The organism is Pelorhabdus sp. sgz311001, from assembly GCF_055901755.1.
Window position 1 is genome coordinate 692,929 of sequence record NZ_JBVXUT010000001.1, and the last position, 19,488, is coordinate 712,416.

24 protein-coding genes and 1 riboswitch are annotated in these 19,488 nt (G+C 44.0%); of the genes, 22 read left to right on the plus strand and 2 right to left on the minus strand.

Translation table 11 applies throughout. The features are described from left to right. Nucleotides 1-13 precede the first annotated feature (13 nt). The 13 genes from AC0MXB_RS03570 (at nt 14) to ytaF (ending at nt 10,007) form a co-directional block, all read left to right on the plus strand. The gene (locus AC0MXB_RS03570) at nt 14-664 is read left to right on the plus strand and encodes a propanediol/glycerol family dehydratase medium subunit (RefSeq protein WP_474038236.1); all 651 of its coding nucleotides are present in this window, start codon (nt 14-16) and stop codon (nt 662-664) included. Nucleotides 665-683: 19 nt separating this feature from the next. After that, nucleotides 684-1,211 (plus strand): diol dehydratase small subunit, encoded by a 528-nt coding sequence (locus AC0MXB_RS03575; protein ID WP_474038238.1) that lies wholly within the window; start codon nt 684-686, stop codon nt 1,209-1,211. A gap of 12 nt (nt 1,212-1,223) precedes the next feature. Beyond that, nucleotides 1,224-3,047, plus strand: a complete 1,824-nt coding sequence (locus tag AC0MXB_RS03580) for a diol dehydratase reactivase subunit alpha (protein WP_474038240.1) — start codon at nt 1,224-1,226, stop codon at nt 3,045-3,047. Between the two features lie 5 nt (nt 3,048-3,052). Then, nucleotides 3,053-3,562 carry a glycerol dehydratase reactivase beta/small subunit family protein gene (locus tag AC0MXB_RS03585; protein ID WP_474038242.1) on the plus strand — a complete coding sequence of 170 codons (510 nt, stop codon included), beginning with the start codon at nt 3,053-3,055 and terminating at the stop codon, nt 3,560-3,562. Further along, nucleotides 3,555-4,178, plus strand: a complete 624-nt coding sequence (locus tag AC0MXB_RS03590) for a BMC domain-containing protein (RefSeq protein ID WP_474038243.1) — start codon at nt 3,555-3,557, stop codon at nt 4,176-4,178. Before AC0MXB_RS03585 ends, AC0MXB_RS03590 begins: the two co-directional genes overlap by 8 nt. Beyond that, nucleotides 4,178-4,465 (plus strand): propanediol utilization microcompartment protein PduA, encoded by a 288-nt coding sequence (gene pduA / locus AC0MXB_RS03595; protein WP_474038244.1) that lies wholly within the window; start codon nt 4,178-4,180, stop codon nt 4,463-4,465. Before AC0MXB_RS03590 ends, pduA begins: the two co-directional genes overlap by 1 nt. A gap of 36 nt (nt 4,466-4,501) precedes the next feature. Continuing rightward, complete coding sequence (locus tag AC0MXB_RS03600; RefSeq protein ID WP_474038245.1) at nt 4,502-5,140, plus strand: phosphate propanoyltransferase; 639 nt, start codon at nt 4,502-4,504, stop codon at nt 5,138-5,140. Nucleotides 5,141-5,160: 20 nt separating this feature from the next. Further along, nucleotides 5,161-5,961, plus strand: coding sequence for a flavoprotein (locus AC0MXB_RS03605; protein ID WP_474038246.1), 801 nt, complete (start codon nt 5,161-5,163; stop codon nt 5,959-5,961). 24 nt (nt 5,962-5,985) lie between these two features. Further along, nucleotides 5,986-6,270: a EutN/CcmL family microcompartment protein gene (locus AC0MXB_RS03610; RefSeq protein WP_474038247.1), complete on the plus strand. Its 285-nt coding sequence runs from the start codon at nt 5,986-5,988 to the stop codon at nt 6,268-6,270. Between the two features lie 5 nt (nt 6,271-6,275). After that, entirely contained in the window at nt 6,276-7,259 is a 984-nt protein-coding gene (locus AC0MXB_RS03615) for a cob(I)yrinic acid a,c-diamide adenosyltransferase (RefSeq protein WP_474038248.1), read from the plus strand. 44 nt (nt 7,260-7,303) lie between these two features. Further along, nucleotides 7,304-8,746: an aldehyde dehydrogenase family protein gene (locus AC0MXB_RS03620; protein ID WP_474038249.1), complete on the plus strand. Its 1,443-nt coding sequence runs from the start codon at nt 7,304-7,306 to the stop codon at nt 8,744-8,746. A 45-nt stretch (nt 8,747-8,791) separates the two neighbouring features. Then, entirely contained in the window at nt 8,792-9,337 is a 546-nt protein-coding gene (locus tag AC0MXB_RS03625; protein WP_474038250.1) for a BMC domain-containing protein, read from the plus strand. A gap of 70 nt (nt 9,338-9,407) precedes the next feature. Beyond that, on the plus strand, nt 9,408-10,007 hold the full coding sequence (gene ytaF / locus AC0MXB_RS03630) for a sporulation membrane protein YtaF (protein WP_474038251.1): 600 nt from the start codon (nt 9,408-9,410) through the stop codon (nt 10,005-10,007). Nucleotides 10,008-10,099: 92 nt separating this feature from the next. Here the strand turns inward: ytaF and AC0MXB_RS03635 are convergent, their stop codons facing one another. Next, nucleotides 10,100-10,828, minus strand: coding sequence for an MIP/aquaporin family protein (locus AC0MXB_RS03635; protein WP_474038252.1), 729 nt, complete (start codon nt 10,826-10,828; stop codon nt 10,100-10,102). Nucleotides 10,829-11,224: 396 nt separating this feature from the next. Between AC0MXB_RS03635 and AC0MXB_RS03640 the strand changes: the two genes are divergently transcribed. The 5 genes from AC0MXB_RS03640 to AC0MXB_RS03660 all read left to right on the plus strand — a co-directional run bounded on the left by AC0MXB_RS03640 (nt 11,225) and on the right by AC0MXB_RS03660 (nt 16,225). After that, nucleotides 11,225-11,461 carry a hypothetical protein gene (locus AC0MXB_RS03640; RefSeq protein ID WP_474038253.1) on the plus strand — a complete coding sequence of 79 codons (237 nt, stop codon included), beginning with the start codon at nt 11,225-11,227 and terminating at the stop codon, nt 11,459-11,461. Nucleotides 11,462-11,717: 256 nt separating this feature from the next. After that, nucleotides 11,718-12,710, plus strand: a complete 993-nt coding sequence (locus tag AC0MXB_RS03645) for a beta-ketoacyl-ACP synthase III (protein ID WP_474038254.1) — start codon at nt 11,718-11,720, stop codon at nt 12,708-12,710. Between the two features lie 14 nt (nt 12,711-12,724). Next, entirely contained in the window at nt 12,725-13,258 is a 534-nt protein-coding gene (locus tag AC0MXB_RS03650) for a 3'-5' exonuclease (RefSeq protein ID WP_474038255.1), read from the plus strand. A gap of 352 nt (nt 13,259-13,610) precedes the next feature. Next, nucleotides 13,611-15,365 carry a 2-oxoacid:acceptor oxidoreductase subunit alpha gene (locus tag AC0MXB_RS03655; RefSeq protein WP_474038256.1) on the plus strand — a complete coding sequence of 585 codons (1,755 nt, stop codon included), beginning with the start codon at nt 13,611-13,613 and terminating at the stop codon, nt 15,363-15,365. Further along, a complete protein-coding gene (locus tag AC0MXB_RS03660) occupies nt 15,365-16,225 on the plus strand; it encodes a 2-oxoacid:ferredoxin oxidoreductase subunit beta (RefSeq protein ID WP_474038257.1) in 861 nt (286 codons plus the stop codon). The genes AC0MXB_RS03655 and AC0MXB_RS03660 overlap by 1 nt, the downstream gene beginning before the upstream one ends. A 248-nt stretch (nt 16,226-16,473) precedes the next feature. Here the strand turns inward: AC0MXB_RS03660 and AC0MXB_RS03665 are convergent, their stop codons facing one another. Beyond that, nucleotides 16,474-16,617 carry a hypothetical protein gene (locus AC0MXB_RS03665; RefSeq protein ID WP_474038258.1) on the minus strand — a complete coding sequence of 48 codons (144 nt, stop codon included), beginning with the start codon at nt 16,615-16,617 and terminating at the stop codon, nt 16,474-16,476. A gap of 95 nt (nt 16,618-16,712) precedes the next feature. Here AC0MXB_RS03665 and AC0MXB_RS03670 point away from each other — a divergent pair, with 95 nt between their 5' ends. From AC0MXB_RS03670 to thiH, 4 genes are all read left to right on the plus strand, one after another. Continuing rightward, nucleotides 16,713-17,165, plus strand: a complete 453-nt coding sequence (locus AC0MXB_RS03670) for a HEAT repeat domain-containing protein (RefSeq protein WP_474038259.1) — start codon at nt 16,713-16,715, stop codon at nt 17,163-17,165. 44 nt (nt 17,166-17,209) lie between these two features. Further along, a riboswitch (TPP riboswitch) is annotated at nt 17,210-17,311 on the plus strand. 71 nt (nt 17,312-17,382) lie between these two features. Then, complete coding sequence (thiS, locus tag AC0MXB_RS03675; RefSeq protein WP_474038260.1) at nt 17,383-17,583, plus strand: sulfur carrier protein ThiS; 201 nt, start codon at nt 17,383-17,385, stop codon at nt 17,581-17,583. Nucleotides 17,584-17,585: 2 nt separating this feature from the next. Further along, nucleotides 17,586-18,365 (plus strand): thiazole synthase, encoded by a 780-nt coding sequence (locus tag AC0MXB_RS03680; RefSeq protein ID WP_474038261.1) that lies wholly within the window; start codon nt 17,586-17,588, stop codon nt 18,363-18,365. Then, complete coding sequence (gene thiH / locus AC0MXB_RS03685; protein ID WP_474038262.1) at nt 18,358-19,482, plus strand: 2-iminoacetate synthase ThiH; 1,125 nt, start codon at nt 18,358-18,360, stop codon at nt 19,480-19,482. The genes AC0MXB_RS03680 and thiH overlap by 8 nt, the downstream gene beginning before the upstream one ends. The last annotated feature ends 6 nt before the right edge of the window (nt 19,483-19,488 follow it).

The following is a 19,488-nucleotide window of genomic DNA, read 5'->3' on the forward strand; positions in this document are numbered from 1 at the left end:
GAGGTGCGAAAAAATGCAAATTAACGAACAAATGATTCGTGAAATTGTTATGCAAGTTATGCAAGGCATGGAGCCCAAAGCTTCCGGTACTGCCGCAAGTAAACCGGCTGTTTCCGGACGTCCCATGACACTGGTGGAAAAAGGCGAAGCTCGCCCTGGTACACGGACTGATGAAGTCGTAATTGCTCTTGCTCCGGCTTTTGGCAAATATCAAAATAAAACGATCATTAATATTCCTCATAGCGATGTGCTGAGAGAAATGATCGCTGGTATTGAAGAAGAAGGAATTCAAGCCCGCGTTATAAGAGTTTTAAGAACATCTGATGTGGATTTTGCCGCTCATGATGCAACAAAGTTAAGCGGTTCTGGTATTGCCATTGGCATTCAATCGCGTGGTACATCGGTCATTCATCAAAAAGATTTACCGCCGCTTAGCAATTTAGAACTTTTCTCGCAGTCGCCCCTGATTGATTTGCCTACTTATCGCGCCATTGGCCGAAATGCGGCTAAATACGCTAAAGGTGAATCCCCAACGCCTGTTCCCACCAAAAATGATCAGATGGCGCGTCCAAAGTACCAAGCGAAAGCAGCCGTACTTCACATCAAAGAAACAGAACATGTTGTGCCTGGCGCAAAACCGATTGAAATAGAAGTGCAATTTTAAATCAGCGGAGGTGAAATCAATGTCTCAGGAAAAAGTAGTAGAAGAAATTGTTCGTCAAGTTTTACAATCAATGTATCAAGGCGGGGCAACGCCAGCACCGCAAGCGGCTCCTAAATTTGCTTCGACTGCAGGTGGTCTTTGCCCAGAAAAAGATTATCCGCTTTCGGCAAAGCATCCTGATATGTTAAAAACTCCTACAGGCAAAAAATTAACAGATATTACGCTGGAAAGCGTATTAAATGGCAGTGTTACACCGGAAGATGTGCGCATTGCACCAGAAACGTTGCGGATGCAGGCTGAAATAGCCGATGGAGTAGGCCGTAATCAGTTTGGTGATAATCTGCGGCGAGCAGCAGAACTTACGGCGATTCCCGATAAACGAATTTTAGAAATTTATAATGCCCTGCGGCCTTATCGTTCTACTAAAGCAGAGCTTTTTGCAATTGCTGATGAAATGGAAACAAAATACAATGCAGTAATGAGTGCGGCTCTAGTCAGAGAAGCTGCAGATGTTTACGAACGGCGGAATCGACTCAGAGCAGAGTAGGATGGGATTCTCATGACAATTATCGCAGGTGTGGATGTTGGCAATTCAACAACTGAAGTTTGCTTAGCGCAAGTTGACACTAGTGGCAGCCGAAAATATCTTGCTAGCAGTATTGTTAAAACAACCGGGATAAAGGGAACGATCGCCAATGTGCCAGGCATTATTTTAGCTTTGGAAGAGGCTGTTAAAAAGTCTGGTATTGTCTTAAAGGATATCAGTGAAGTTCGTCTAAATGAAGCGACTCCTGTTATTGGTGACTTGGCGATGGAAACAATTACTGAAACAATTATTACGGAATCGACAATGATTGGTCATAATCCGTCTACACCGGGTGGTATTGGTCTTGGTGTTGGAACGACAATTTCTTATGACCATTTGTTAACAACCGCTGCTCATGAAAAAGTGATTTGTGTGATTCCTAGTGGAATTGATTTTGAGGATGCTGCTGTTGCATTAAACGCCGCCATTGATCGGGGTGTTGATGTGCAGGGGGCGATTGTAAGGCAAGATGATGCTGTCTTGATTGCGAATCGACTTCATAAGCGTATTCCCATTATTGATGAAGTCACCTTGATTGATAAGGTTCCGCTTAACATGCTTTCCGCTGTTGAAGTTGCTTTGCCTGGCCAAACGATTCAAACCCTGTCAAATCCTTACGGAATTGCTACTGTTTTTGATTTATCGCCAGAGGAAACAAAGCTTATTGTACCAATTGCCAGAGCTTTGATTGGAAATCGATCAGCTGTTGTTGTTCGAACACCAGCTGGCGATGTCAAGGCTAGAGCGATTCCGGCCGGATTCATTACTTTGATCGGAGAAAAAGGCCGGGAGGATATTGATGTAGAGGCTGGGGCTCGTAAAATTATGGAAACCGTGGAACGAGTACAGCCGATTCGCGATATTCAGGGCGAAAAGGGAACGAATGTTAACGGCATGTTGGAGCGGGTCAGACAGGTTATGAGTGATTTGACTTCACAGCCTATTGGTGAAATGAAGATTCAAGATATTTTAGCTGTTGATACTTTTGTCCCGCAGAAAGTGCAAGGCGGACTTGCCGGGGAATTTGCCCTAGAAAATGCCGTTGCCCTGGCTGCTATGGTCAAAACATCACGGTTACCAATGCAACAGATTGCGGATCAGCTGACAGAAAGACTGCAGGTATGTGTTGTTATTGCCGGTGTTGAAGCTAATATGGCAATTTCTGGCGCGTTGACAACACCTGGTACCGATAAGCCTTTAGCTATTTTGGATATGGGTGGCGGTTCTACTGATGCAGCGATTATTACAAGGCAAGGGCGGGTAGAGTCTATTCATTTAGCTGGCGCTGGCGATATGGTTACGATGCTGATTAATTCAGAGTTAGGTCTTAACGATTTTGACTTAGCGGAAGATATCAAAAAATATCCTTTAGCGAAGGTTGAAAGTTTGTATCATATTCGTCTGGAAGATGGCACAGTGCGATTTTTTGAAGAAAATCTGCCACCGCAGGTCTTTTCACGCGTGGTTATTTTAAAAGAGAATGACATGGTGCCGATTCCTTTTGATCATCCGCTTGATAAGATTCGTCATGTACGGCGGGAAGCCAAACGGCGGGTGTTTGTGACAAATGCGCTTCGGTCTCTGGCAAGGGTAGCGCCTACAGGAAATATTCGCCACATTGAATTTGTGGTACTCGTCGGTGGATCGGCTCTTGATTTCGAAGTTGCTGACATGGTGACAGACGCGCTTGGCGAGTTTGGAATTGTGTGCGGACGCGGCAATATTCGTGGCAGTGAAGGGCCGCGGAATGCTGTTGCGACAGGTTTGGTGCTTTCATATTTTGATGGAAAGGCGTGAGGGACATGACAGCAAATCAAACTGCTAGTAAGCCTTGCATTGTTATTCAAATGCAGCCTCACGCTGGTTATGAAAGAAAATTGCGCGAACTGACTGCTGGAATGGAAGAAGAAGGAATTCCCTATCGCATGATTGAGACGACAACAACTGACACGGTGGAGGAACTGGCTCATGAAGCTGCGACGCAGTCGCAGCTTGGTGTTGGTGTTGGTATCACGACCGCGAAAATGTGCATTCACTATGTGAAACTTCCCATAGCAAAACCGCTGTTTGTTTCGGAAGAAACAGATAACCTAAGCGTTTGCCGCGCGCTTGGCTATAATGCCGCGCGGCTTGTTAAGGGAATTCCCTTTAAATCCCTAAAGGCCGTTAGCGAAGACGTCAATACTTCTTTGACCTTTGATCAAAAGGAACAAGAGGACTCCATGGCCTTATATCAATTAGTATCTTCCATAGTCAGCCGGGTTTTGCAAGAATCGGCCCACGGCCATGGGGAGGTGTTGAAACGTGTCTAGGCAAGCATTAGGTTTGATTGAGACGGTAGGATTAGCTGCTGCTGTTACGGCAGCTGATGCAGCTGTGAAGGCAGCAAATGTAAAACTATTAGGTTACGAATTCGCCAAAGGCGGCGGTCTCACTACGGTAAAACTTTTTGGCGATGTTGGCGCTGTTACAGCTGCTGTTACGGCAGGCAATGCGGCAGCGATAAAAGTAAATCGAGTATTTTCTTCTCATGTCATTCCGCGGCCACATCAGGAAATCGACGGCCTTTTGTTTACGAAAGATACGGTCGGTTGGCAAAAACAGGCCAGTGGCTCTAGTGAGGCCGATGTAGTGGCGCCAGAACAGGGAGAAGCTGTGGTCGAAGTTGCTGCGGTGGAAGTTGCTATAGCATCTGACACTGTTTTGGGCGAGGAAGCTGTCGTAGCAGAGTCTAAGGAGTCTGTACAAACAGCAATAATGAATGAGACAACAAGTGAAGCAGACAGTCAGGCGGAAGTGAAAAAGACTGAAAAAAAACCGGAAGATCTTTGCAATCTCTGCTCTGATCCGGTTTGTGAACGCCGTAAAGGAGAACCGCGAGTGAACTGCATTCATTACGACGAACATAAGAATAGGGAGGAATCATAATGCGGGGAGAAGCTTTAGGAATGGTAGAAACAAAAGGCTTAGTCGGTGCAATTGAAGCGGCTGATGCTATGGTAAAAGCAGCAAATGTCATACTTGTTGGGTATGAAAAAATCGGTTCTGGCTTAGTTACTGTTATGGTGCGAGGTGACGTAGGAGCTGTAAAAGCAGCTACTGATAGTGGTGCCGCAGCAGCGGGAAAAGTCGGAGAACTTGTATCGGTTCATGTTATTCCTCGTCCGCACACGGATGTAGAAAAAATTCTACCAAAAATTGACGGACAAGAATAATTAGGCTTTTAGTCTACATGATTCGGCAGGGAAACGGTGGGAGTGAGTAGTTTGGAAGAAACGATGATTCAAGCAATTGTAAAGCAAGTTCTATGTCGTTTAAAGGAGCCTGAAGGAATTCCTGTGGGCGTATCGAATCGTCACATCCACCTTTCTGCCGAACATATGGAAGTCTTATTTGGTTGCGGAAAAAGTCTGACTAAGAAGAAAGACTTGAGCCAGGTTGGGGAATTTGCCGCAGAAGAAACAGTGACTTTAGTAGGTCCTAAGGGAGCGATGACTGGCGTAAGAGTTCTTGGTCCCTTGCGAAAAACTACCCAGGTAGAGCTTTCGCTTACCGACAGTTTTAGTCTCGGTGTAAAAGTTCCCTTCCGCAATTCCGGTGATATTAAAGGTTCTGCCGGAATTGTGGTTGTTGGTCCCTGCGGTGCAATTACACTACAAGAAGGCGTTATTTGCGCAACCAGACATATCCATATGAGCGGCGACGATGCACGGCGGTTTGGCGTCCAAGATGGTGAATTAAAAACCATTGCCTTTGATGGGGTTCGCGGCGGTACGATGACTCATGTTTTGATTCGCGTGCAAAATCACTTTAGGTTGGAACTTCATATTGATACAGATGAAGCAAATGCCTTCGGTTTGAAAAATGGTGATAAAGTTACTTTGCTGTAAAGTTAGGAGGTGCATCATAGGTGAATTATGATGTGCTTGTCGAACAGGTGGTTACAGAAGTTATGCGCCGCCTGCAAACTTTGCCGCAAGTTCCTCAGCCGCCCGAAAGGAAAGTTCGGGCTTTGGCTATTTTTACAGGCGGAACAATCGGCATGGAAGAAAGTTTTATTGAATTGACAAAGCTTCAAAAGCAAGGATTTTTCTTCACAGTCGTTCTTTCTCAAGCGGCGGAGCAAGTTATTGGCTTAGGACGGATTACGGCCCAGCTTGGTTCTAGTGTGAAAATTATAACGGCGGCTTCGCCTTATCCGGGCAAAGAACTGCGCGATGCTGACCTAGTTCTTGTCCCTGTGCTAACACAAAATACAGCAGCTAAAATTGCTCATACGCAAGCTGATACGTTATGTACGACTTTAATTATGCAAGCTTTGATGATGGGAAAACCTGTTGTTGCTGCGCAAAATGCTGCAGATCCAGGCGATTGGGGACGACGTGAACGCAATATGGGAAAAGCTTCGCCAGCCTTAATGGCGGCTCTTACCAAAAATCTAGAAACCATCGCGCAATTCGGCATTCATTTAACACCTGCTTTAGAGCTTGCTAAAGTATGCTTCGGCAGTTTATCAAAAGCAGTAAAAGTCGAAGCGGTAGTTGGCAGGAACCCGAAAAGCGGGACGAAACGTGCCGTTCTTGATGCTAAAATAGTTCAGGCGGCAGTCGCCCAAGGGCTTTCTAGTATTTCTGTTGTACCTGGAGCCCTTATAACCCCTCTGGCGCGTGATATGGCCCGAGACTATGGGATTACTTTTAGCCAAGAGTAAGCTTAAGCGATAGGAGCGATCGTTATGTGGTTAGGAAAAGTAGTAGGAACAGTCGTAGCAACGCCAAAGGATGAAAGTTTGACAGGCTGCAAACTTTTAATTGTACAGCCGCTTCGCCTTTGCTCCAATCAAGGTCTTAGCCCTGTTGTAGCTGTTGACACGATTGGTGCTGGAACAGGAGAGTCCGTTTTGGTTGTTACAGGCAGTTCAGCCAGACATGTGACGGGAAATCCGCAATCGGCTGTAGATGCGGCGATTATTGGAATTATTGATACAATCGAACTAAACCAATCGCTCATTGAGGAGTAAGTACAATGAAGGTATATACAAAAACAGGCGATCAGGGAGAAACAAGTTTATTTAGTCGTCAGCGCGTACCGAAGGATCATGTGCGGGTAGAGGCATATGGTACGATTGATGAGGCCAGTGCTGCTTTGGGGCTTGCCAGAGCTTTATCCAAACAGGACTGGGTTATTGAAGCGATCGTAAGGCTTCAAGAAGAGCTGATCTGGCTGAATGCCGATTTGGCAACAGAAACACTACAGAACGGTCAGTCTTACTACATTACTGAGCAGCATGTAGCGAAGTTGGAAGCTGCCATTGACAAGCTGGAAGAACAGCGTATTCCACAAAAGTATTTTATTACGCCAGGGACTTCTGCTGTGAGCGCAGCGATTGATTTGGCAAGAAGCATGGTTAGACGAGCCGAGCGAGCTGTCGTGAAAGCACGGCGGAGCGAAGAAATTCCGCCAAATGTTTCGCTCTATATTAACAGGTTATCTGATTTCTTATTTGTTTTAGCTCGCTGTGCAGAACAGGAAGAACTGATAACAACTGTTACTCAAGCAGTTATAAAAACACTGCAAGCAGCGCCGAACATAAATACACCAACGGAAAGAATGATGCCTATGTTAGAAAGAGCAAAAAAAATAGTAGCAGCCGCTGAACAAAAAGCGATCACATTAGGAATTCCTATGGTGATTGCTGTAGTAGATTGTGGTGGGAATCTTGTTTTGCAAGAGCGGATGGATGATTCTTTGTTAGCAAGTATTTCCTTGGCTCTTGATAAGGCTTATACAGCGCTTTCATTGAAAATGCCAACTGATGAAGTGGCTAAAGCCGTTCAGCCGGGAATGCCAATTTATGGACTAGAAGGCAATTTGAATGGTAGATTTGTTGTATTTGGCGGCGGATTCCCCCTCATTGAGCAAGGCGTTGTTGTCGGAGCGATCGGCGTGAGCGGCGGAACGGTAGAGGAAGACATGGCAGTTGCTAAAGCTGGCCTTGCCGCATGGTAAGGGACTGACGAGAATATTTATGGAGACCGAATGGGGGTAACAACGTGAACATTGATCAGACACTCATTACAAAGATCACTGCTGAAGTATTGGCGCAGCTCCAACAGCCTGAAGCTGCCAAAGGTCATGGCGGTGATTATGGCGTGTACGAAACGGTAGACGAAGGTGTTGCCGCCGCACGGGAAGCTTATCTTAGTTTAAGAGCCCTATCGATTAGGGAACGGGAAAATCTAGTAAAAGCGATGCGAGAAGCGGCCTATAATAATGCGGAGCTTTTAGCAAAAATGGCGGTAGAAGAGTCTGGGATGGGCCGAGTGGCCGATAAGATTATAAAAAATCAAATGGGCGCATTAAATACGCCTGGAACAGAGGATTTGAGGACAGAAGCAAAGACGGGCGACCATGGACTGACCCTTTATGAAATGGGACCTTACGGCGTGATTGGTTCGATTACGCCGACAACGAATCCATCAGAAACTATTATTTGTAACGGAATTGGTATGATTGCTGCAGGAAATGCTGTTTTTTTCAGTCCCCATCCTACCGCACGCAACACTTCGCTTACGACAATTAAAATTTTAAATAAGGCGATTATGGCCGCTGGCGGACCGGCTAACTTACTTACGGCTGTAGCTACCCCGTCATTAGAAACGACAAATGCTATGATGAGTCATCCCGGCATTAATATGCTTGTAGCCACAGGCGGTCCTGGCGTAGTGAAAGCTGTGTTATCGTCAGGCAAAAAGGCGATTGGCGCCGGAGCTGGTAACCCACCAGCTGTTGTTGATGCAACAGCTGATATTCCCAAAGCAGCAAAAGACATTATTGCGGGCTGCTCTTTTGATAATAATTTGCCTTGTATTGCCGAAAAAGAAGTGATTGCTGTGGGCTCCATTGCCGATCAACTCATTTCGTATATGCAAAAATATGGCGCTTATTTAATTTCTGGTAAACAAATTGATGATCTTTTGGCAGTTGTTATGGTTGAAAAACCCGAGAAAATGGCTGAGGGTTGTACCGAAAAACCAAAAAGATCTTATGGGATCAATAAGGATTACGTTGGCAAGGACGCTAAATATTTGCTAAGCAAAATTGGTATTGAAGTACCTGACAGCGTTCGTGTGGTTTTGTGCGAAACCGCGGAAGATCATCCGTTTGTTGTAGAAGAACTTATGATGCCGATTTTACCTGTTGTGCAGGTGAAGGATATTGACGCAGCTATTGAACTTGCTGTGAAAGTCGAACATGGCAATCGTCATACGGCGATTATGCATTCCAAAAATGTCGATCATCTTACGCGATTAGCAAAAGCGATCGAAACAACGATCTTTGTAAAAAATGCTCCTTCCTATGCTGGTATCGGTGTAGGCGGTGAAGGTCATACGACTTTTACAATTGCTGGGCCAACTGGTGAAGGTCTTACTTCACCGCGTAGCTTTACGCGTCAGAGACGGTGCGTTCTTGTTGATGGATTTTCTATTGTATAAGTCGAGGTTTATCTAGTAAAAATGTTGCACTAGGGAGTGAAAAAGATGAAACAAGCTATTGGCTTACTAGAATTTCGAAAAATTACCTGCGGTATTGCCGCTGCTGATTCGATGTGTAAAGCGGCGTCGATAGAGCTTCTTACGGCTCAAGCGATTTGTCCCGGCAAATATCTCGTCATGGTTACAGGCGATGTGGGAGCTGTGAAAAGTGCTGTGGCCGCGGGAACTTCTAGCAATACTAGTAAAGAGCTTGTGGCATCTTTTGTCATCCCTAATTTGCATGAAAGCGTAATTGCGGCGATAAAGCGTCAAAATCAGCCAGAGGCCCTGCAAGCGTTAGGCGTCATAGAGTGTGCTTCTGTAGCGTCAGCTATTGTGGCTGCTGATGCGTCAGCTAAGAGTGCGCCGATTCAATTGTTAGAAGTTCGTTTAGCTCGATTTATGGGAGGGAAAGCGGTGGTTTCTCTAACTGGCGAAGTATCAGCTGTTCAGATAGCCGTTGAAGCGGGCTGTCGTTCTATTGCTGACAAAGTAATTGATCATTTGGTTTTACCAGCGCCCCATAAAAAGCTAGGAACTCTTGTTTTTTGAAAAATACAGTCTGTAATAAAAGAGTAGGGAAGTTTTTCCTACTCTTTGTTTTCTTTTAGGAGGGGTTTTCTTGACCTGGATTCTGGCGCTATTTACAGCAATTACGGCGAATCTCGATAATTTAGGCGTAGGGATCGCCTATGGGGTTAGAAATATTAAAGTTTCCTGGCAGGCTAACCTAATCATTGCTTTTTTATCATTTGGCGCTACCTTTTTTGCTGAAAAAATTGGTGAGTTAATAAAGGCTCATATTGCTTTGGCTGTAGCGAATCTTTTTGGCGCTGCTTTAATTGTCTTTGTGGGAGTATGGGTGCTTATTGGCGCTTCTGGCATAAAAGAATCGAAAGATTTTAAGAAGAGTCGCTGGCCGCAGGCGATTATTGGCCGACCGGAGCAAGCCGATCATGATGAATCACACCATATTGATTGGCGCGAGGCTTTTGTACTGGGGTTTGCCTTATCCATCAACACTCTGGCGATCGGGATTGACGTTAGTATGACCGATTTACCGAGTTTGTTAATGCCTCTTCTTGTCGGCCTTTGTAGCTTTATTACTTTATGGATTGGCGCTTATGTTGGTAAAAAATATGGGGCTGAATGGCTTGGGCAAAAAGCTACTTTGCTTTCCGGTTTTTTGCTTATTTGTCTTGGTTTGCGGCAATTGTTTTAATCAAATAAATATAGGGAAAGAGACTGCTACAAGTTCAAAAAGTTCTAACTTGCAGCAGTCTCTTTTTTATTTGTTTTCTTTTTTAGAGTGGATTATAAAATACCAGTTGCTTTGCTAAGCATAAAAGCAAGAACTGCGCCGATCATTGGACCAGCAACAGGAACCCAGGAATAAGCCCAATCAGAGTCGCCTTTGCCGGCAATCGGGCAAATAGCATGAGCAATGCGCGGGCCAAGATCTCTGGCGGGATTTAAGGCATATCCAGTAGTGCCGCCGAGGCAAGAGCCGATGCCTAAGATCAAAAGGGAAACCATAAAGGGACCGACAGCCGGTGGGATTGTTCCGACGTTTTTAGAGAATATAGCAAAGATCGGGAATATCAGCATAAGAGTTGCCAAGGCTTCGCACAATAAGTTTTGGGAATAATTGCGAATCGCTGGGGCTGTGCAGAAGACGCCTAATTTTGCACCAGTATCTTCTGTTATTTCCCAATGGCCGCGGAAGAAGATCCAAGTGAGGCAACCGCCGACAAAACCGCCAGCAAGTTGGACAAGCATAATTCCCATAGCTTCAGAGCCGGGATAAACGCCGTTTAAAGTTTTTGCTAAAGTTACTGCTGGATTTAGATCGGCTTGCGGTGCACCACAGGCAATGGCGACGAAAACGCCCATTAGAACGCCAATAGCCCAGCCAATAATTATGTTTATCCAGCCAGAACCTTCCGCTTTGGAGTTTTTCAGCAACGTATTTGCTACTACGCCGTTGCCGAAAAAAATCAAGACTGCCGTACCAAGAAATTCACCTAGAAATGGACTTGTCATGAATAAAACCTCCTTTAATATAATAAAATCAAATGATTCCAGTAAAGAACAACAACCCTCCTTTCTTAAGATAAAGGTATTTTCGAAACTTACTGAAAATAGCACATGGTAAAAAATTAATCAAATTTTTTGTTAGTGCTTTTATTATATCATATTTGAGGAAACAAGAGAAAATGCCTGTAGCAAAAATTGCTCTTTTATATTGGATTATTGCTTTGAAAAAAGTAATAATCTTATTTTTAACTAGGCAAAAAAATTATAAACACTGGTTTATAGAGACATTTTGCGTTTCTATTGAAAAATAGGAAGAGAGCATAGCTGCCAAGTTGGTGGAACAGTCTGGACTATTTGTGGTATAATAGTACTAACTTTTATTTATGGAAAGGGAGGCCGAAAATGAGACGGGCAACCTTTATTCGTATCCTTACCGGAATTAAGCTTGTTTCAAATAATGTAAGCGTTGTAGAAAATTTTAATAATAAGGCGCTTGTAACGATTCGAGTACCAGAAATTATCGGTGAGACGCCGAAACAAATCCGTTCTTTTCAGAAGCTACTAGGGCGTGCTTCTTATTATAGCATTCGCTCTGAAGATAATGAGATTGTCGTAACTTTGTCTTTTGAATGGGCGTAACCACGACTCATTCGTCTTTTCGGTAGAACCATATATTATTTTGTGGTTCTATTTTTATCTGATTTTTGATGGGGAAATTCTTGGTGGTTTTCAAGATAATGGAATTTTGTTGCCTGTTTACTAGACTTAATGATAAAATAATGCGTCAGCGCAGTTTTTAAGATAGGGATTAGGTCAGTTAATATAACAAATTCTACTCGACATAAGAAAGCGTTATTTGTAGACGCTAATGAAAAGATGAAGGAGAGATCAATCTATGGCCGAGAAAGCTGTTGGTATACTAGGAATTGGCTCATATGTGCCTGAGAAAGTAATGACAAATAAAGATTTAGAAAAAATTCTTGATACAGCAGATGAGTGGATTGTTGAGCGTACTGGAATTCGAGCGCGGCGGATTGCCGCTGAAGATCAAACTACTTCGGATTTAGCCTTTATTGCAGCGGAAAGGGCGTTAAAAGATGCCAATGTAACGGCGGAAGAACTGGATTTGATTATAGTAGCAACAGTTACACCTGATATGGTATTCCCTTCTGTAGCTTGCTTACTGCAAGATCGGTTAAAGGCTTCAAAGGCGGCGGCTTTTGATTTGACTGCTGTATGTTCTGGGTTCCTTTATGGCATGGCTGTAGGTACTAACTTTATAAAAGCAGGAACATATGAAAAAGTTCTTGTAATCGGAGCCGAAACTTTGTCGAAAATTACTGACTGGACAGATCGTGGTACTGCAATTCTTTTTGGCGACGGTGCTGGCGCGGTAGTTTTAGGAGAAACCGAATCTGGCTATGGGATACTGGGAAGTCATCTTGGTGCAGACGGAGCTGGTGGTGATCTCTTAAAAGTACCTGCAGGAGGCTCTAAATCTCCTGCTTCCAGTGATACGATTGAAAAACGGCTTCATTATATCAGCATGAATGGAAATGAAGTTTTTAAATTTGCTGTAAAAATTATGGGCGAGGCTGCTAATAAAGCACTGGAACAAGCTCACTTAACTGCCGATGATGTAACTTATTTAGTGCCGCATCAAGCTAACTATCGCATTATTCAGTCGGCGGCAAAACGGCTGAAATTACCGCTAGACCGTGTTGTCATAAATGTTGATAAATATGGAAATACCTCGGCCGCATCTGTACCAATTGCTCTTGATGAAGGCGTTAAGAGCGGCCTTATCAAAAAAGGCGATGTCATTGTTCTTGTAGGCTTTGGTGGTGGTTTGACCTGGGGCGCCAGTGTTATAAAATGGGATCATTGAGCATAGGAGGCGCTATGTGTCCAGAACGATTTACGGCCATTGATTTTGAAACAGCGAATCCTAGGCATTATAGCGCTTGTCAGCTTGGAATTGCCCTAGTAGAAAAAGGCGAGATTATTGAGGAAAAGTCTTGGTTTATTCGACCGCCTACCCCGACGTTTACGTTTACTGATATTCATGGGATTACGTATAATCAGGTAAGAGATTCTTTGACTTTTCGCGAAATCTGGGCAGAAGTGGTTCCTTACATTGAAGGACAAATTATTGCGGCCCATAATGCACGGTTTGACGAATCGGTTTTATTAGAATCGCTTGCTTATTATCGATTACCTGTGCCATCATTTCAAGTGATTGATTCGCTCGATGTCGCCAGAAAAGCTTGGCCTCAACTAAAAAATCATCAGCTTCATACTGTGGCTGCTCATTTGGCAGTAGAATTAAATCATCATGAAGCTTTAAGCGATGCCCGCGTTTGCGCTGCCATTATCGCCAAGGCTGCAGCAGAACATATTATTGTGAAGTCTTCTTGTTTAAGACGCAGTGGATGAGAGTGTATGAATTCTAAAAAACGGAATTTAGCAGAAATATGGAGGAGATACGATGGTTTTTCGCCCAGTTGATCATCCGAATAATTCAAAGGCAAACTATATTTATGGGCTTATTGTCTTAGCTTTAATGATTTATTTAGGCTTTTATTCTTTGACCCAATCATAATGAAAAAATAAACCAGACTAGCCGGTAGGCTTTGTCTGGTTTATTTTTTAGGCGTACGATAAAAATCCAATAAAAGATTTACATAAATAATAAACAATATTTTTTAAAAAATATAATTCAATTAGAAGGCTTGTTTATAAGTTTGGCGAATGTTTATTTATAATAAGAAATAAAGGGGGAACAGGAATGTCAAAAAAATCTTTTACTGCCATGTTTGGCGGACAAGCAGGGTACGGTGTAATGAGCGCTGGCTCTACCGTGGCCAAGGCGGCTAGCCGCTATGGTTTGTGGGCTATTGTAGTTAACGAGTATCCTTCCCTTATTAAAGGCGGTTTAAATGACTGCTTAGTACAGATTGGTTCTGTGCCTCAAGATGCTTATGATGAAGAGCTGGATTTTCTCGGCGCTTTTTCACAGCCCGCTTGGGATCAAAATATAAACAAACTAAAACCTGGGGCTGTGGCCTTGTATGATGACGGTGCTGTCAAACCTGATTTAGTGAAATTGCCTGAAGGAGTTCAGGTTTTTCCTGTTAAGTTAGTTCAGTCGCTAGAAAGTGGCGATGAGAAAGTTATGGTCAATAGCGCTATGCTTGCTGCTTTTTGCGCTTTAACCGGATTTTCTAGTGAAGCAATTCTTCATGTTTTCGCTAGCGAGTTTACAAAAGCCGATGTGCTAGAAAAAAACATGTCGCTGTTTCATAAGGTTTTTACTGCCGTGCAAGATGAATATAAAGTTAGCAAGCAATTTCCTTTTGCTTTTGAAAAAACTGACCGCAAGAAAATGCTGATTAATGGCAATGACGCGATTTCGCTCGGTGCTTTGGCGGCAGGTGTAACTTTTGCTGCAGGCTATCCAATGACGCCTGGCTCCAGTGTGCTTACTTATCTAGCAGACCACGGGGCTGCCTACGGTTTAGTTTTCAAGCAAGCTGAAGATGAAATTGCGGCAATGAATATGCTCATTGGTGCTGGTTTCGGCGGTGTAAGAGCAATCGGCGCCACGAGCGGCGGCGGTTTTGCTCTGATGGTAGAAGCGCTAGGGTTTGCGGCGCAAGCAGAAATCCCTGTTGTAATGGTACTGGCCCAACGAGGTGGCCCAAGTACTGGTTTGCCTACGCGGACAGCTCAGGCTGATTTGAATTTCGTCTACTATTCCTCGCAAGGAGAGTTTCCTCGCTTGATTGTAGCGCCAGGTGATGTAGATGAGTGTTTCTATGAAACCTTTCGGGTTTTCAATTTAGCTGAAAAATATCAAATGCCTGCCATTATTCTGACTGACAAATATTTGGCGGATTCCAGCTGGGTTCAGGACTTTTTTGATCAAAGCGGCCTTGCAATTGAAAGAAGTTTGGCTGATGAGGATTACTTGGCGAGCCATCAACCTTATTTACGATATAGTTTAACGGAAAACGGCGTATCGCCGCGGTCTTTTCCCGGTCAGAAGGGTGGTCGTCATATAGCCACAAGTTATACTCATGGCGCTGACGGATTTTATAGCTCGGGAAACCGGGAATATGCGGCAGAAGAACCAAGCATTACGGAAAAAGGTACTGATAAGCTATTTAATAAGGTTGAAGATTTGCTTAAGGAAATTCCTTCTGTCAAACTGCACGGTCCTGAGGTGGCCGATTTGACGGTGATTGGTTGGGGATCTTCTAAAGGCGCGATTTTAGCAGCGATGGATGAAGTAGCGCAACAAGGAGTTTCTGTGAATTATTTACAAGTTTTGTATCCTTCGCCTTTTCCCACAGCGGCCGTTGAGGCTGTTTTACAAAAGGCGAAAAAAACATTGTTGATTGAAGGCAACAAAACAGGACAGCTTGGCTTGCTCTTGGGTTCTTATACCGGAATAAAACCAGATTTTACTTATTTTAAATATGACTCTAGACCATTTAGTGTTAAAGCTATCGCCGATAAAATCAAGGAGGTGCTAGTATAATGGATCAATATACTTTACCTTATGTTCCTACATGGTGCCCAGGCTGTGGTAATTTTGGTATTCATGCCGCTTTGAAAAAAGCCTTTCAACTGCTTGAATTAGATCCGGAACAGACGGCTCTCGTTACAGGAATCGGTTGTTCCAGCAAAATAAGTCAATATGTGAATACATACCGTATTGAAACGCTTCACGGTCGTTCGCTGCCTGTGGCTACAGGATTGAAGTTAGCTAATCATAAGCTGACTGTAATTGCCGAAGGCGGCGAAGGCGACGGCATGGGCCTTGGAATGGGGCATTTTATCCACACAGCACGGCGAAATTTAGATATTTCCTATTTTATTCATAACAACCAGATATATGGCCTAACTAAAGGACAGGCCTCGCCTACAAGTGATCTAGGGGCGATAACGAAATTCACACCGCCGCCGCTAGGTAATTTAGAAAAGCCTGTAAACATTGTTCAACTTGCTTTGCAGGCTGGCGCGACTTTTGTTGCTAGATCCTATTCAGCCGACCTGGCGCATTTGAGCGAAACGATGGCTATGGCAATTCAGCATAAAGGTTTTGCTGTTGTCGATATTCTGCAACCTTGCGTATCATTTAATCATGTTAATACGTATCAATGGTATCAAGAGAGAATCTACAAAGTGGATACCTTGTCCGATTATGATGAAACTGATTTTGCTAAGGCTAGCGCCATTGCCGGGCAATGGGGTGATAAAATTCCGCTTGGCGTTATCTATCAGACTGATAGAATGACATTAGAGGAATCCTTGCCCGCTTTGGCGCAGGGAACACTTATCGCCAGAAACTTGAGTCAGCCGAGTTCGGTGCTTTCGTTAATGGAAGAGATGGCGTAAGTCCCTTTTAGTAGAAGTAATTCCACCAGTAGGGATGGTAATTCCACCACCAGCGGCGACATGTATGAAAGTATTGATAAGGGTAGGCGCAGCCTTTACCCCAAAAATAGTTTTTCTGGCATTTGGGGCATTTCAGTCGCATAGTTTCACCACCATAGCTTTTTTGTAGCTTATGCGTTTTTGAGTCGTTTTGTCTCAAACCAATAAAAAGAACAGTCAGGCTGCTTAATTGAGCCTGACTGTTCTTTTTAAGTTGGCAGAGAGTTTTTACAGGGGAACTTTTTCTGTTCTTTGACAGTCTCAGTATCTGTTTTTGCTGATTTTTGCACTGACGCTTCTGCCGGACGCGATTTTTTTTGCGGCTCAGAATTGGCCATATCTTTAAAAGTCATTGCCCATCCTTCTTTCCTATTGTTTTTCTTACTATAGCCTAAACTTACAAGAGTTATACGAAGAATAAAAAAAACGTAAGCGGGTATGGTAAGAAGTGAAGCAGAAGATTGAGGTGAAGAAAGTGCGGGGAAAAATTTTTAGCAGTATATTAGTAGGGCTCATTTCAGGCCTACTTATCGCAGTTGGCAGCTTTCTGTGGCTTGACCGTCATTATATTCAACAGCGAGCTGTTATGACACTTGTACAAACAAGCATGGATAATCCAGCCATACAAGATATGTTGGCGGCGCAGGTTTTGCGCTATCTGAAATCGCCCGAGGGAAGCCAGGAAATGTTGGAGTATTTAAAGCGACCGGAGGTTGCTAAGGTTTTGGCAGAGCATTTAGAAAGTCCGGAAGTAAGGCCGCAGCTTGTGCAACTTTTTAACCAGCCTGATGTTCGTCGGGCTTTTATCGCTTCTTTGGCAAAAGAGCCTGAGTTTAAAATTTTACAGGCCCTTAGCGAATTTGCCGAAGATACAAATCAGGCACAGGGAAGCAGTCAATAGTTCTTTACAAAGCGATAAGGCTGTACTATAATACAGATAAATTAATAGTTCGCTAGGGGAGCCGGTTGGCGGCTGAGAGAAAGATTTTTCGACCCTTTGAACCTGATCTGGTTAATACCAGCGTAGGGAAGCACGCACTTAGCTTGGTTTAAGCTCGCGCCTATGTTGGATCGCGAGCTTTTTTATTTGCGATTTTTTAGCAAGTGAGGTGAGGCGAATGCAAATCCGTTTGAACGGAGCTGAGGTTGTTTTTGCAACAGAAGTTTCACTAGAAGAGTTATTATTGCAGCAAAAAATCAATTTGGACACAGTCATAGTGGAATTAAATCAAACAATTATAAAGCGCGACGAATTGGCTCAAACAATTGTTAAAGATCAAGATACGATTGAAGTGTTGCGCTTTGTCGGAGGCGGTTAATTATGCAACAGCAGGAAGATTTTTTTGAACTTGGCGGGAGAAAGCTCTCTAGTCGCTTATTTATTGGCTCAGGGAAATATAGTGATGATAGGTTGATACCGGCTATTGCCGAGGCATCTGGCGCCGAAGTGATTACAGTGGCACTCAGGCGTATTGATTTTCAAGCAAAACAAGATAATATTTTAGAAAATATACCAGATCATATGCAATTACTGCCCAATACATCAGGCGCTAGAACAGCAGAAGAAGCGATTCGTCTGGCTCGTTTAGCAAAAGCGTCCGGCTGTGGGAATTGGATTAAAATTGAAGTTATTTCTGACAGTAAGTATTTGCTGCCTGATGGTTATGAAACTGTAAAAGCTGCCGAGGTTTTAGCGAAAGAAGGTTTTGTGGTTTTGCCTTATATCAGCCCCGATTTAATGGTGGCAAAAGCGTTAGTAAATGCCGGAGCTGCTGCTATTATGCCTTTAGGCGCGCCGATTGGCACCAATCGCGGCTTGAAAACGAAAGAACTAATTCGAATTCTCATTGAGGAGATTTCACTCCCGATTATCGTTGATGCAGGGATTGGAGCGCCGTCTCATGCCGTAGAAGCTATGGAAATGGGTGCGTCAGCTTGTTTGCTGAATACGGCGATTGCTAGTTCTCCCAATCCATTCTTAATGGCAAAAGCTTTTGGTCAGGCAGTAGCCGCCGGACGACAGGCCTTTTTAGCTGGGTTAGGCGTAGATCAGACTCTAGCGCGAGCGTCGTCGCCGCTTACAGGGTTTTTACATGAATAAGGGTAGCGTCTTTGACGCCCTGCAAGAGTATGATTCCTTTGATTTTCCGGCATTTTTTGCCGCTGTGTCGGAGCAGGATGTAGCGCAGGTATTGCGCAAGGATCATCTCTCCTTAGCCGATTATATGAAGTTGTTAGCGCCAGCTGCGGAGGCTTTTTTAGAGCCTATGGCGCAGAAGGCTAAGGATCTTACAGCACGCCACTTCGGCAGAACGATTCTATTGTTTACGCCAATTTACGTATCTGATGTTTGCAGCAATCAATGCCGCTACTGTGGCTTTAGCGCTTTAAATACGGAGCTCAAACGCAATCATTTAACCTTAGAAGAAGTAGCGCTTGAGGCGCAAGCTGTAGCAAAAACCGGATTAAAACATATTGTTTTTTTAACGGGAGATGCACCGCAGATTGCTTCAGTGAACTATATGGAAGAATGTACTAAAATCTTTCGGAAATATTTTTCCTCTATTTCCATTGAGGTTTACTCCTTGACCAAAGCAGAATATGAACAGCTTGTCCAAGCGGGCGTTGATAATATGACCATGTTTCAGGAGACTTATAATGCGGCGCTTTATGATACACTACATCTGAAAGGACCGAAAAAAGATTACCGCTTTCGCCTCGATGCGCCGGAACGGGCTTGTCAAAGCGGCATGGCGTCGGTTTCGATCGGGGCCTTGCTTGGACTCGATCAATGGCGGCAGGAGTGTTTTAAAACAGGGCTTCATGCAATGTATTTGCAGACGAAGTATCCGGCGGTAGATGTGAGTATTTCGGTTCCCCGCATGCGGCCTCATACGGGTGAATTTCAGCCACCTGTCGCTGTGACCGATAAAAATTTGGTCCAATATATTTTGGCCTATCGATTATTTATGCCTTACTCTGGTATTACGATGTCATCGCGTGAAACTCCAGTTATGCGGGATCATATGATGGGAATCGGTGTAACTAAAATGTCGGCAGGGGCTTGTACTGTTGTCGGCGGACATATAGCGCATCAGAAAAATGCGGGTCAGTTCGACACGTCGGATGAACGGGATGTATCTGCCATGAAAGACGCTATCTTACGGCAAGGTTGTCAACCAGTTATGAAAGATTGGCAGCCCCTTTGGAGCAGGTAAAGGAGG